This is a genomic window from Streptomyces sp. cmx-4-9 (assembly GCF_046548835.1).
Taxonomy (GTDB): Bacteria; Actinomycetota; Actinomycetes; order Streptomycetales; family Streptomycetaceae; genus Streptomyces.
This window is the reverse complement of record NZ_JAEBEE010000008.1, coordinates 265,384-278,232: the sequence shown is the minus strand read 5'-3', so window position 1 is coordinate 278,232 and position 12,849 is coordinate 265,384. Positions and strand designations below refer to the sequence as shown.

The following is a 12,849-nucleotide window of genomic DNA, read 5'->3' as shown; positions in this document are numbered from 1 at the left end:
CGCTCGGTGCCCATTGTCCCGCACCGGGCGGCGGCCTCGTCCGGGGGGGGTCCGGTCGGCGCCCGCGGTCAGCGGGTCGGATCCTCGCCGCGGTCCAGAGCCTTCCACAGATCTTCCGGCCGTTCCGGGTCCACTGCCGTCGCCGCGCGCTTGCGGGGGCTCCCGTCACGCTCGTAGCGGCCGCCCATCGAGGGCCAGCCGCGCCCGAAGAACAGGGCCAGCAGTCCGGCCGCCAGGATCAGTGCCCCGCCGCCCGCGGTGACGTACGGCCAGGCCGTGTGCGTGAGCCCCGCCACCTGGGCGGCGGTGTCGGCCGTGGTCCGGGCGGCCTGCGAGTCCAGGGCGCGGCGGTCGTCGGCGGCGAAGACGGCGCCGAGCGCCGCCCCCAGGCCGCTCAGCACGAGCAGCCCGGACACCAGCAGCCGGCCGGGGCCGCGTACGGCGAACACGGCGACCAGGGCCGCAAGGCCCACGATGGCCAGGGCCGCGGGCAGCCCGGTGACGGCCCGGCCGTCGGCGGTCAGCGGCAGCACGCCGCCTCCGACGGCGGCGGTGCCCCGGGCCCAGACCCGGCCGGAGGCGAGCAGCACGACGGTCGCGCCGAGCGTGCCGAGCAGCAGGGCGATCGCCACGCTGCGGCGGCTGCTGCGGCTGTCGGAGGCGGCGGGAGCCAGGGCGTCACCGGGCTCGGAGGCGGCATCGGGTCGGGGCGGGGGTACGGCGCTCACATACCCCACTATCCCCTACGCCCTCACGCGCCGTGGAGGCGGTTGGCCGCTCCGACCGCGCGCAGCACGGCAGCCGCCTTGTTGCGGCATTCCCGGTCCTCGAGTTCGGGCACGGAGTCGGCGACGACACCGGCGCCGGCCTGGACGTACGCCGTGCCGTCGCGCAGCAGCGCGGTGCGGATGGCGATGGCGGTGTCGGAGTCCCCGGCGAAGTCCAGGTAGCCCACGCAGCCGCCGTACAGGCCGCGGCGGGAGGGCTCCAGCTCCTCGATGATCTGCATGGCCCGCGGCTTGGGCGCCCCGGAGAGGGTGCCGGCCGGGAAGCAGGCGGTCAGCACGTCGAAGGCGGTCCGTCCTTCGGCGACCCTGCCGGTGACCGTCGAGACGATGTGCATGACGTGCGAGTACCGCTCGATGCTCATGAAGTCGACGACCTCGACGGAGCCCGGCTCGCAGACCCGGCCGAGGTCGTTGCGGCCCAGGTCGACGAGCATCAGGTGCTCGGCGCGCTCCTTGGGGTCGGCCAGCAGTTCCTCGGCGAGGTCGTGGTCCTCCTGCGGGGTGGCGCCGCGGTGCCGGGTGCCGGCGATCGGGTGGACCATCGCCCGCCCGTCCGCCACCTTGACGAGGGCCTCGGGGCTGGAACCGACGACGTCGAAGCCGTTCTCGAAGCGGAAGAGGTACATGTACGGGGACGGGTTCGTGGCCCGCAGCACCCGGTAGACGTCCAGCGCGGAGGCCGTGCAGGGGGTCTCGAAGCGCTGCGAGGGCACGACCTGGAAGGCCTCGCCGGCCCGGATGCGCTCCTTCACGTCCTCGACGGCGGCCTGGTACTTCTCGCCGCCCCACAGCGCCGAGAACTCGGGCAGCTCGGAGGCGGGCAGCGGGGCCGGGACGTAGGGGGCGGGCCGTGCGAGGTCGGCCTCCATGGCGTCGAGCCGGGCGAGGGCGTCCGCGTGGGCCTCGTCGACCCCGGAGTCCAGGTCGTTGTGGTTGATCGCGTTGGCGATGAGCTGGACCGTGCCGTCCCAGTGGTCGAGCACCGCGAGGTCCGAGGTGAGCAGCATGGTCAGCTCGGGGAGTCGGAGGTCGTCCGTGGTGTGCTCGCCGATGCGCTCCAGGCGCCGCACGATGTCGTAGCCGAGGTAGCCGACCATGCCGCCGGTGAAGGGCGGCGTGTCGGCGGCTTGGTCGCGGGGGGTGTGCAGGGCCTCGACGGTGGCGCGCAGCGCGTCCAGGGGGTCGCCGTCGACGGGGACCCCGACGGGCGGGGTGCCGATCCAGTGCGCCTGGCCGTCCCGGACGGTCAGGGTGGAGTCGCTGCGCACCCCGATGAAGGAGTAGCGGGACCAGGAGCGGCCGTTCTCGGCGGACTCCAGCAGGAAGGTGCCGGGGCGCTCGCCGGCCAGCTTGCGGTAGAGGCCCACAGGGGTGTCGCCGTCGGCCAGCAGCTTGCGGCTCACGGGGATGACGCGGCGGTCGGCCGCGAGCTTGCGGAACGTGTCGAGATCCATGTGCGGGGGCCCTGTTCAGTCGGCGGCGCGGAAGAGGACATCGGCATCGAAACAGGTGCGGGCCCCGGTGTGGCAGGCGGCGCCGACCTGGTCGACCCGGACGAGCACGGTGTCGGCGTCGCAGTCGAGGGCGACGGACTTCACATGCTGGAAGTGGCCGGAAGTGTCCCCCTTGACCCAGTACTCCTGGCGGCTGCGCGACCAGTAGGTGCACCGGCCGGTGGTCAGGGTGCGGTGCAGGGCCTCGTCGTCCATCCAGCCGAGCATGAGCACCTCACCGGTGTCGTACTGCTGGGCGATGGCCGGCACCAGGCCGTCCGGGGAGCGCTTGAGGCGCGCGGCGACGGCGGGGTCGAGGCTGCCGGGGCGGGGGGACGTACTCATGGGGCCATTGTGCCGGGCGCGGCGGCGGGACATGGATCACTGTCCGCCTGATGGGCGGGCGCCCGGCGGGTTCCGGCCGTAGGCTTTCGCGCATGTCTACCCATGCGAAGCGTGAACGCCTGCTGCTGGCCGACCTGTTGGAGGCGGCAGGCCCGGAGGCGCCGACCCTCTGCGACGGCTGGACCTGCCGGGAACTGGCGGCGCACGTCGTGGTCCGGGAGCGCCGCCCGGACGCGGCGGGCGGGCTGCTGCTGAACGTCCTGAAGGCCCGGCTGGACAAGGCGATGGCGGAGTACGCGGCCAAGCCGTACGAGGAGCTGCTCCAGCTGATCCGCACCGGGCCGCCCCGGCTGTCCCCGTACGCGCTGAAGCAGATCGACGAGTCGGCGAACGCGGTGGAGTTCTTCGTCCACGCGGAGGACGTCCGCCGGGCCCAGCCGGACTGGTCCCCGCGCGAGGTGGACCCGGTGTTCGCGGACTCCCTGTGGTCCCGCCTGGAGAAGATGGCCCGGCTGACGGGCCGCCGCTCCCCGGTGGGCCTGGTGCTGCGCCGCCCGAACGGCCAGACGGCGGTGGCGCACAAGGGCTCGCCGGTGGTGACGGTGACGGGCGAGCCGGGAGAGCTGACGCTGTTCTGCTTCGGCCGCCAGGACGCCGCCGCCGTGGCGCTGGACGGCGAGAAGGACGCGGTGGCCAGGCTGACGGCGGCGAAACTGGGGTTCTGAGCGCTCCGCGCCGGGGCGGAGGAGGGTTCCGCGCCTAGGCGAAGGAGAGTTCCGCGCGGCGGACGGCGGGGGCGGCGGTGCCTATGGCCGCGCCCGTCATGCTGAGGGCCGCGCCCGCGAGGAAGACCGGGGTGGTGCCCCACAGGCCGGCGGCCGCCCCGGCCACCGGGTACGCCAGCGGGGCCAGGCCCACGGCGGTGAACGCCATCACGGAGCTGACCCGGCCCAGGTACGCGGGGTCGGTGGCGCTCTGGATCAGGGCCACCGCCAGGCCTCCGCAGATGCCGCAGACCAGGCCGGTCAGCAGGGCCAGGACGACCGCCCCGGCCAGGGTCGGGGCCAGGGCGAGGGCGCCGATGCCGGCCGAGCCGACGATCAGGGTGAGGTTCTGGACGGCGCCCGCCCGGGGGAACCTCGGCACGAGCGTCAGGACGAGGGCGCTGCTCGCCGCGCCCGCCCCGAAGCCGCCCACGATCCAGCCGACCCCGCCGGGCCCCCAGCCGCGCTCCTCGGACAGCAGGATCAGCCCGAGCGTCAGCGGCGCCGAGGTGCCGAGCTGGCTGAGCGCGCCGGACAGGATCAGCGGGCCGATCAGTCCGTGCCGGCGGATGTAGCCGACGCCTCGGCGCAGCTGCTGCCCCGGGGTCTCCGCGGGGGCGGCGCCGGCGGACGCGGCGAGCGGGGCGATGCGCACGGCCAGCAGCAGCGCCAGGGAGAGCCCGAACAGGGCCCCGGCGACGGCGAAGGCCGCGGCGGGGCCGCCCAGGCCCATGGCGAGCCCCGCCGCGGGCGGCCCGGCGGTGTGGCCGATCCGTTCGGCGAGGCTGCGCAGCCCCTGGACGCGGACCAGCCGGCCGGGTCCGGCGATCCTGGGCGGCAGGGCGCCCACCGCGGGCATGAACAGGGCGTCCACGGCGCCGAAGACGAGGGCGACCGCGATCAGGACGACCGGCCCGGGGGTGGTCAGGGCCACCCCCGCAGCCAGGGCCAGGACGACGGCGCACCGCACCGCGTCCGAGGCGATGACGACCGGGCGGGGGCCGAACCGGTCGGCCACCACCCCGCCGCCGAGCATCAGCAGGGCGCGCGGCACCGCGCCGGCGGCCATGACCAGTCCGGCCTGGGCGGGTCCGGCCGTCTGCGCGGCCGCCCAGCCGAGGGCGAGGAAGTAGATCCCGTCCCCGACCAGGGAAGCGGCGTACGCGGCCAGCCAGCGCCAGGTGTTCCGGTTCAAGCCCACCCCCCGGTGAGTCAGCGGACGGGGTGGCCCGCCTCTCGGAGGACGTTCTTGACCTCTGAGATCCGCAGGTCACCGAAGTGGAACACCGAGGCCGCGAGCACCGCGTCGGCGCCCGCCCCGATCGCCGGGGGGAAGTGCGCGAGGGTGCCCGCGCCTCCCGAGGCGATCACCGGGACGGTGACGTGCCGGCGCACGGCCGCGATCATCTCGGTGTCGTAGCCGTCCTTGGTACCGTCGGCGTCCATCGAGTTCAACAGGATTTCCCCGGCGCCCAGTTCGGCCGCCCGGTGGGCCCATTCGACGGCGTCGATGCCGGTGCCCTTGCGGCCGCCGTGCGTGGTGACCTCGAAGGAGCCGGCGGCGGTGCGGCGCGCGTCCACGGACAGGACGAGGACCTGCCGGCCGAAGCGCTCCGCGATCTCCCGGACGAGGTCGGGCCGCGCGATGGCCGCGGTGTTCACGCCGACCTTGTCGGCGCCCGCGCGCAGCAGCCTGTCCACGTCGTCCGCGGTGCGGACGCCGCCGCCGACGGTGAGCGGGATGAAGACCTGTTCGGCGGTGCGCCGCACCACGTCGTAGGTGGTCTCGCGGTTGCCGGAGGAGGCGGTGATGTCGAGGAAGGTCAGCTCGTCGGCGCCTTCGGCGTCGTACAGCTTGGCCATTTCGACGGGGTCGCCCGCGTCGCGCAGGTTCTGGAAGTTGACGCCCTTGACGACCCGGCCGTTGTCCACGTCCAGGCAGGGGATCACGCGTACGGCGAGGCTCATGCGGACGGCTCCCGGTACGCCTCCACCTCGACCTCGACGACCATGCCGGGGTCGACGAAGCCGGAGACGATGAGCATGGTCGCGGCGGGGCGCACCGCGTCGAAGAGCTCCTTGTGGGCGCGGCCCACGTCGTCCACGTCACGGGCGTGCGTCAGGTACATGCGGGTGCGCACCACGTCCTCGGGGCCGAGTCCGGCCTGGGCGAGGGCCTTGAAGGCGACGCCGAAGGCCGCGAGGGCCTGGTCGTACGGGCCGCCCGCGTCGGCGGCGGTGCAGCCGGACACGAGGACGAGGCCGTTGCCGAGCTGCACGGCGCGGGAGTAGGCGATGACGTCCTCGTAGGGGCCGCCGGAGGAGATGCGCCGTACCGGGGGCGGGGAGCCGGCGGAGGAACTGCTCATGCGGAGACCACCTTCAGGGCTTCTTCCAGGGTGAAGGCCTTGGCGTACAGGGCCTTGCCGACGATCGCGCCCTCGACGCCCGCCGGTACCAGCTCGGACAGCGCCCGCAGGTCGTCCAGGGAGGAGACGCCGCCGGAGGCGACGACGGGGCGGTCGGTGGCGGCGCAGACGTTGCGCAGGAGTTCCAGGTTGGGGCCGGTCAGCGTGCCGTCCTTGCCGATGTCGGTGACGACGTAGCGGGCGCAGCCCTCGGAGTCGAGGCGGGCGAGGGTCTCGTAGAGGTCGCCGCCCTCGCTGGTCCAGCCGCGGCCCTTGAGGGTGGTGCCGCGGACGTCGAGGCCGATGGCGATCCGGTCGCCGTGCTCGGCGATGGCGCGGGCGGCCCACTCGGGGGTCTCCAGGGCGGCGGTGCCGAGGTTGACGCGGGTGCAGCCGGTGGCGAGGGCCGCGGCGAGCGAGGCGTCGTCGCGGATGCCGCCGGACAGTTCGACCTTGATGTCCATGGCGCGGGTGATCTCGGCGACGAGGGCGCGGTTGTCGCCGGTGCCGAAGGCGGCGTCGAGGTCGACGAGGTGGAGCCATTCGGCACCGGAGCGCTGCCAGGCGAGGGCCGCTTCCAGCGGGGAGCCGTACGAGGTCTCGCTGCCGGACACGCCGTGCACGAGGCGGACGGCCTGGCCGTCGCGGACGTCGACCGCGGGGAGGAGTTCCAGCTTCGCTGCGGACACGGTCATCAGAGGGTCTCGATCCAGTTGGTGAGGAGCTGGGCGCCGGCGTCGCCGGACTTCTCGGGGTGGAACTGGGTGGCCCACAGGGCCCCGTTCTCCACCGCCGCGACGAAGCGTTCGCCGTGGGTGGCCCAGGTGACCTTGGGGGCGCGGATCAGCGGGTTGGTGACTTCCAGGCTCCACTCGTGTGCCGCGTAGGAGTGCACGAAGTAGAACCGGGACTCGGCGTCGAGGCCGGCGAAGGCCTGGCTGCCGGCCGGGGCCTCCACGGTGTTCCAGCCCATGTGGGGGACGATCGGGGCCTTGAGCGGGCCGACGGTGCCGGGCCACTCGTCGAGGCCCTCGGTCTCCACGCCGTGCTCGATGCCGCGTGCGAAGAGGATCTGCATGCCGACGCAGATGCCCATGACGGGGCGGCCGCCGGACAGCCTGCGGCCGATGATCCAGTCGCCGCGGGCGTCCTTGAGCCCCTGCATGCAGGCGGAGAAGGCGCCGACGCCGGGGACGAGGAGCCCGTCGGCGTCCATGGCCCGGTCGTAGTCGCGGGTGATCTCCACGTCCGCGCCGACGTGCGCGAGGGCGCGTTCGGCGGAGCGGACGTTGCCGAAGCCGTAGTCGAAGACGACGACCTTCTTGGTGGGGTGCGCTGCGCTCATTCCCAGATCCCTTGGATTCGCAGGACTCCGGCGGCGAGGCACATCGCGGAGCCGATGGCGAGCAGGATGACGAGGGACTTCGGCATCTTCTGCTTCTGGAAGGAGTAGACGCCCCCGGCCAGGAACAGGCCGAGGACGATGAGGACGGTGTTGAGCCCGTTCACGGTTAGAGGGCGCCCTTCGTGGAGGGCAGGATGCCGGCCGCGCGCGGGTCGAACTCGGCGGCGTAGCGCAGGGCCCGGGCCAGGGCCTTGAACTGGCACTCCACGATGTGGTGGGCGTTGCGGCCGTACGGGACGTGGATGTGCAGGGCGATCTGGGCCTGGGCGACGAAGGACTCGAAGATGTGCCGGGTCATCGTCGTGTCGTAGGCGCCGATCATCGGCGCCATGTTCTCGGGCTCGGTGTGCACGAGGTAGGGGCGGCCGGACAGGTCGACGGTGACCTGGGCGAGGGACTCGTCGAGCGGCACGGTGCAGTTGCCGAAGCGGTAGATGCCGACCTTGTCGCCGAGGGCCTGGCGGAAGGCGGCGCCGAGCGCCAGGGCGCTGTCCTCGATGGTGTGGTGGCTGTCGATGTGCAGGTCGCCGTCGGTCTTGACGGTGAGGTCGAACAGACCGTGGCGGCCGAGCTGGTCGAGCATGTGGTCGTAGAAGCCCACGCCCGTCGAGACGTCGACCTTGCCGGTGCCGTCGAGGTTGATCTCGACGAGGACCGAGGTCTCCTTCGTGGTGCGTTCCACCCGTCCGATGCGGCTCATGCGTGCTGCTCCTTCTTCAGTGCGCGAACCGCTTCCAGGAACGCGTCGTTCTCGTCCGGGGTGCCGGCGGTGACGCGCAGCCACCCCGGTACGCCGTTGTCCCGGACCAGGACTCCCTGGTCGAGGATCTTCTGCCAGGCGGTGTGGGAGTCGTCGAACGTCCCGAACTGGATGAAGTTCGCGTCGGACTCGGTCACCTCGCAGCCGAGGGCGCGCAGTTCGCCGACGAGGCGGTCGCGCTCGGCCTTGAGCTGCTCGACGTAGCCGAGCAGGGTGTCGGTGTACTCCAGGGCGGCCAGCGCGGTCGCCTGGGTGACGGCCGACAGGTGGTACGGCAGGCGCACCAGCTGGACGGCGTCCACGACGGCGGGGTGCGCGGCCAGGTAGCCCAGCCGCAGGCCGGCCGCCCCGAAGGCCTTGGACATGGTCCGGGAGACGACCAGGTTCGGGCGTCCCTCGATGAGGGGCAGCAGCGAGTCGCGGTGGCTGAACTCCACGTACGCCTCGTCCACGACCACCAGGGAGGGTTTGGCGGCCTGCGCGGCCTCGTACAGGGCGAGGACCGTCTCGGCTTCCACGGCGGTGCCGGTGGGGTTGTTGGGGGAGGTGATGAAGACGACGTCGGGGCGGTGCTCGGCGAGGGCCTGCTCGGCCGCCGCCACGTCGATGGTGAAGTCGTCCCGGCGCGGGCCGGAGATCCAGCCGGTGCCGGTGCCGCGGGAGATCAGCGCGTGCATGGAGTAGGAGGGCTCGAAGCCGATCGCGGTGCGGCCGGGTCCGCCGAAGGTCTGCAGCAGCTGCTGGATGACCTCGTTGGAGCCGTTGGCGGCCCAGACGTTCTCCCGGGCGACCGGGTGCCGGCCGGTGCGGGTGAGGTACTCGGCCAGCCGGGTCCGCAGCTCGACGGCGTCCCGGTCGGGGTAGCGGTTGAGGGTGCGGGCGGCGTCCGCGACGCGTTCGGCGATGCGCCGTACGAGCGGTTCGGGCAGCTCGTACGGGTTCTCGTTGGTGTTCAGCCGGACGGGCACGTCGAGCTGCGGGGCGCCGTACGGGGTCTTGCCGCGCAGCTCGTCCCGGACGGGCAGGTCGTCGATCCCGGTCACTGCTGGGGCACCTTCCATCCGAAGCGGGCCTTGAGGGCGGCGCCGTGCGCGGGCAGGTCCTCGGCCTCGGCGAGCGTCACCACGTGGTGGGTGACCTCGGCGAGGGCGTCGCGGGTGTAGTCGACGATGTGGATGCCGCGCAGGAAGGACTGCACGGACAGGCCGGAGGAGTGGCAGGCGCAGCCGCCGGTGGGCAGCACGTGGTTCGATCCGGCGCAGTAGTCGCCCAGGGAGACCGGGGCCCAGGGGCCGACGAAGATCGCGCCGGCGTTGCGCACGCGGGCGGCCCACGCGGCGGCGTCCGCGGTCTGGACCTCCAGGTGCTCGGCGCCGTACGCGTCGACGACCTTGAGGCCGTCCTCCAGGCTGTCGACCAGGACGATCGCGGACTGGCGGCCCGCGAGGGCGGGCTTGATCCGGTCCTCGACGTGCTTGGTGGCGGCGACCTGCGGCTCCAGCTCCTTCTCCACGGCGGCCGCGAGCTCGGCGGAGTCCGTGACGAGGACGGCGGCGGCCAGCGGGTCGTGCTCGGCCTGGCTGATCAGGTCCGCGGCCACGTGCACGGGGTCGGCCGTGGAGTCCGCGAGGACCGCGATCTCGGTGGGGCCGGCCTCGGTGTCGATGCCGATCCGCCCGGTGAAGTACCGCTTGGCGGCGGCGACCCAGATGTTGCCGGGGCCGGTCACCATGTTCGCCGGGGCGCACTCGTCCGTGCCGTATGCGAACATCGCGACGGCCTGGGCGCCGCCGACCGCGTACACCTCGTCCACGCCGAGCAGCGCGCAGGCGGCGAGGATCGTGGGGTGCGGCAGCCCGCCGGCGGGGTCCCCGTCGAAGGCGGGCTTCTGCGGCGGGCTGGCCAGCGCGATGGACTCGACGCCCGCCTCCTGCGCCGGGACGACGTTCATGACCACGGAGGAGGGGTACACCGAGCGGCCGCCCGGGGCGTACAGCCCCACGCGCTCCACCGGAACCCACTTCTCGGTCACGGTGCCGCCGGGGACCACCTGGGTGGTGTGCTCGGTGCGGCGCTGGCCCCGGTGCACGATCCGGGCGCGCCGGATCGACTCCTCCAGGGCGGCGCGGACGGCCGGGTCCAGCTGCTCCAGGGCGGCCGTGAGGGCAGCCTGCGGGACCCGGATCTGCGTGAGCTCGACCCCGTCGAACTTCCGCGCGTAGTCGATCAGCGCCGCCGTGCCGCGATGATGGACGTCCTCGCAGATGGGCCGCACCTTGTCCAGGGCGGCTTCCACGTCGAACTCGGCACGGGGCAGCAGGTCGCGCAGGGCGCCGCCCTCGGGGAGGGCGTCACCGCGCAGGTCGATACGAGAGATCACCCCCCAATTCTCTCAGACCGTTTCGCGCCGCTGTCCTTCCGTATCACTGGCTGATACACGCCCCGGACGTCACAGGCGCCCGTTAGCGTTCGCTCACACGTACAGGGACAGCGGGGGGGCCGCCATGACCGAGGCACGGGCCGGTGAGGAGCCGGCCGACCTCACGGATGCCGAGCGCCGCCTGTGGGCCGCCTTCCGCACCGGCAGCATCTGCGATCTGAGTGCCCGCACGGCCGGCGAGGACGATCCGCACGGTGACCGGGCCTGGGGCGCCGGGCGCAGCGTCCGGGCCCAGGTGGTGGCGCTGCTGCTGCTCCACGGTCCGCCGCCGGTCCCGGGCCGGGTGGCCTCGCTGAAGCTGCGCGGCGCCCGGGTGACGGGCCGGCTGGACCTGTCCGGCGGCAGCGTGGCCCCGTACGTGGAGTTCCAGTCCTGCCGCTTCGACGGCGAGGTGCAGCTGGCCGAGGCCCGCTTCGGCACGCTGCGGCTGACGAACTGCGCGGTCCCGCGCCTGGAGGCGGCGCGCCTGCACACCGAGGGCGACCTGCACCTGCCGCGCTGCCGGGTGGCCCGGGGGGTGCGGCTGACCGATGCGCAGATCGGTACGGACCTGCTGGTCAGCCAGGCCGTGGTGCAGCGCGACAACAAGGGCCGGGCGATCGCCGCGGACGGCCTGTCGGTGGCGCAGGACTTCCAGGGCGAGCTGCTGGAGACGTACGGGGAGGTGAGCCTGCGCGGGGCGAAGGTCGGGGTGTCCATGAACCTGCGCGGGGCCCGGCTGCGCAACCCGTACGGCCGGTACGCACTGAACGCCCCGCAGCTGACGGTCGAGCGGACCCTGCACCTGACCTCGATCGCCCTGGACTACGTGCCGGGCACGAACTCCTCCACTCCCCCGTACGGGCTGGGGACGCCGCCGGGCCGCGGCCGGGCGGCGCAGCACTTCGAGTGCCGGGGCGGGCTGCGGCTGGACGACGGGCGGTTCGGGGACGCCATCGACTTCTACGGGGCGCGCTTCCTGCTCACCGCCGAGCAGGAGGTCTCCCTGCGCCGGATCCAGACGCCCGAGTTCCGGTTCGTCGGCGAGCGGCCCGAGCGGGGGCGGGTCGTCGTGTCGGGGGCGAAGGTGGTCAAGCTCGTGGACACCTCGACGAGCTGGCCGGATCCGGGCGGGGTGTCCATCGAGGGCTTCGTCTACGAGAACCTCGCACCCCGCGGCCACTTCCCGCTCTCCCGCCGGCTGGCCTGGGTGGCGGCGGCCACCCCGGAGTACTCGCCGGAGCCGTACGAGCGGCTGGCCGCGGTGCTGCGGGCCGGCGGCGAGGACTCGGACGCCCGCGAGGTGCTGCTGGCCAAGCAGCGGCGCCGGCGCGGCACGCTGCCGCCGGCGGCGAAGGCCTGGGGCTACCTCCAGGACTGGACGGTGGTCTACGGGTACCGGCCGGGCCGCGCCGCGCTGTGGATGGCGGTGCTGTGGGCGGCCGGGGCGCTGATGTTCTCGCAGCTCGACCCGCCCGCGATCAAGGCGGACGAGCATCCGCAGTGGAACGCCGCCCTGTATGCCCTGGACCTGCTGCTCCCGGTGATCGATCTCGGTCAGGAGGGCCAGTGGCGGGTGGAGGGCGGCTGGCAGTGGGGCGCGGCCGCCCTCGTCCTGCTGGGCTGGATCCTGGCCACGACGGTCGCCGCGGGGGCGTCCCGGCTGCTGAGGCGGGGGTGACGGCACACCCTGTGGGCCCCTGGCCACTACCCTGTGCCTCGTGACCACGGTTCGCCTTCCCCTCTTCCCGCTGAACTCGGTGCTGTTCCCGGGCCTCGTCCTCCCGCTGAACATCTTCGAGGAGCGTTATCGCGCCATGATGCGCGAGCTGCTGAAGACGGGCGAGGACGAGCCGCGCCGTTTCGCGGTCGTCGCGATCCGCGACGGCCGGGAGGTCGCGCCGACCGAGCCGGGGCTCCCCGACCAGACGGCCGTCCCCGAGCGGGGGCCGGCCGCCGGTTTCGGCGCGGACCCGATCCAGGCCTTCCACCGGGTGGGCTGCATCGCGGACGCGGCGACGATCCGGGAGCGGGAGGACGGCAGCTTCGAGGTCCTGGCGACCGGTACGGGCCGGGTGCGGCTGCTCTCGGTGGACTCCTCGGGCCCGTTCCTGACCGCGGAGCTGGAGGAGCTCCCGGAGGACTCGGGCGAGGGCGCCGGGGCACTGGCGGAGGGGGTCCTGCGGGCTTTCCGCGCCTACCAGAAGCGGCTGGCGGGAGCCCGCGAGCGCTCCCTGACCGGCGCGGAGCTGCCCGACGAGCCGTCCGTGGTCTCGTACCTGGTGGCGGCGGCGGCCGTACTGGACGTCCCGGCGAAGCAGCGGCTGCTGCAGGCCCCGGACACCGCGACGCGGCTCGCGGAGGAACTGAAACTGCTGCGTACGGAGACGGCGGTGATCCGCCACCTGCCGTCCCTGCCCGCGGTGGACCTGACCCGCGCTCCGACCAGCCCGAACTGACGGGGCCG

The 12,849-nt window shown here is 73.7% G+C and carries 15 protein-coding genes; 3 read left to right on the top strand and 12 right to left on the bottom strand.

Annotated elements, in window-relative coordinates:
• Positions 1–68: 68 nt before the first annotated feature.
• From ACLJTM_RS25440 to hisI, 3 genes are read right to left on the bottom strand one after another with little or no spacing between them, the layout of a single operon-like run.
• Positions 69–737, bottom strand: coding sequence for a TIGR02234 family membrane protein (locus ACLJTM_RS25440; RefSeq protein WP_411106035.1), 669 nt, complete (start codon positions 735–737; stop codon positions 69–71).
• Positions 738–751: 14 nt separating this feature from the next.
• On the bottom strand, positions 752–2,242 hold the full coding sequence (locus ACLJTM_RS25435; protein ID WP_411106034.1) for an anthranilate synthase component I: 1,491 nt from the start codon (positions 2,240–2,242) through the stop codon (positions 752–754).
• Positions 2,243–2,257: 15 nt separating this feature from the next.
• A complete protein-coding gene (hisI, locus tag ACLJTM_RS25430; RefSeq protein WP_411106033.1) occupies positions 2,258–2,626 on the bottom strand; it encodes a phosphoribosyl-AMP cyclohydrolase in 369 nt (122 codons plus the stop codon).
• A gap of 92 nt (positions 2,627–2,718) precedes the next feature.
• On the opposite strand from hisI, the gene ACLJTM_RS25425 reads away from it, so the two are divergent.
• Complete coding sequence (locus ACLJTM_RS25425) at positions 2,719–3,351, top strand: TIGR03085 family metal-binding protein (protein WP_411106032.1); 633 nt, start codon at positions 2,719–2,721, stop codon at positions 3,349–3,351.
• 34 nt (positions 3,352–3,385) lie between these two features.
• Here ACLJTM_RS25425 and ACLJTM_RS25420 read toward each other — a convergent pair whose 3' ends face one another.
• The 9 genes from ACLJTM_RS25420 to hisD are packed head-to-tail and all read right to left on the bottom strand — an operon-like array spanning position 3,386 to position 10,343.
• Positions 3,386–4,591 (bottom strand): MFS transporter, encoded by a 1,206-nt coding sequence (locus tag ACLJTM_RS25420; protein ID WP_411106031.1) that lies wholly within the window; start codon positions 4,589–4,591, stop codon positions 3,386–3,388.
• Positions 4,592–4,602: 11 nt separating this feature from the next.
• On the bottom strand, positions 4,603–5,358 hold the full coding sequence (gene hisF / locus ACLJTM_RS25415; RefSeq protein WP_411106030.1) for an imidazole glycerol phosphate synthase subunit HisF: 756 nt from the start codon (positions 5,356–5,358) through the stop codon (positions 4,603–4,605).
• Entirely contained in the window at positions 5,355–5,759 is a 405-nt protein-coding gene (locus ACLJTM_RS25410) for a RidA family protein (RefSeq protein WP_411106029.1), read from the bottom strand. The genes hisF and ACLJTM_RS25410 overlap by 4 nt, the downstream gene beginning before the upstream one ends.
• Entirely contained in the window at positions 5,756–6,493 is a 738-nt protein-coding gene (priA, locus tag ACLJTM_RS25405; protein WP_411106028.1) for a bifunctional 1-(5-phosphoribosyl)-5-((5-phosphoribosylamino)methylideneamino)imidazole-4-carboxamide isomerase/phosphoribosylanthranilate isomerase PriA, read from the bottom strand. The genes ACLJTM_RS25410 and priA overlap by 4 nt, the downstream gene beginning before the upstream one ends.
• Positions 6,493–7,143, bottom strand: a complete 651-nt coding sequence (gene hisH, locus ACLJTM_RS25400; protein WP_411106027.1) for an imidazole glycerol phosphate synthase subunit HisH — start codon at positions 7,141–7,143, stop codon at positions 6,493–6,495. The genes priA and hisH overlap by 1 nt, the downstream gene beginning before the upstream one ends.
• On the bottom strand, positions 7,140–7,307 hold the full coding sequence (locus ACLJTM_RS25395) for a hypothetical protein (protein ID WP_411106026.1): 168 nt from the start codon (positions 7,305–7,307) through the stop codon (positions 7,140–7,142). The genes hisH and ACLJTM_RS25395 overlap by 4 nt, the downstream gene beginning before the upstream one ends.
• A gap of 2 nt (positions 7,308–7,309) precedes the next feature.
• On the bottom strand, positions 7,310–7,903 hold the full coding sequence (gene hisB / locus ACLJTM_RS25390; protein WP_411106025.1) for an imidazoleglycerol-phosphate dehydratase HisB: 594 nt from the start codon (positions 7,901–7,903) through the stop codon (positions 7,310–7,312).
• Entirely contained in the window at positions 7,900–9,006 is a 1,107-nt protein-coding gene (locus ACLJTM_RS25385) for a histidinol-phosphate transaminase (protein ID WP_411106024.1), read from the bottom strand. Before ACLJTM_RS25385 ends, hisB begins: the two co-directional genes overlap by 4 nt.
• Positions 9,003–10,343 (bottom strand): histidinol dehydrogenase, encoded by a 1,341-nt coding sequence (gene hisD / locus ACLJTM_RS25380; RefSeq protein WP_411106023.1) that lies wholly within the window; start codon positions 10,341–10,343, stop codon positions 9,003–9,005. The genes ACLJTM_RS25385 and hisD overlap by 4 nt, the downstream gene beginning before the upstream one ends.
• A 124-nt stretch (positions 10,344–10,467) precedes the next feature.
• Here hisD and ACLJTM_RS25375 point away from each other — a divergent pair, with 124 nt between their 5' ends.
• Complete coding sequence (locus ACLJTM_RS25375; RefSeq protein WP_411106022.1) at positions 10,468–12,063, top strand: oxidoreductase; 1,596 nt, start codon at positions 10,468–10,470, stop codon at positions 12,061–12,063.
• 40 nt (positions 12,064–12,103) lie between these two features.
• Complete coding sequence (locus ACLJTM_RS25370; protein WP_411106021.1) at positions 12,104–12,841, top strand: LON peptidase substrate-binding domain-containing protein; 738 nt, start codon at positions 12,104–12,106, stop codon at positions 12,839–12,841.
• The last annotated feature ends 8 nt before the right edge of the window (positions 12,842–12,849 follow it).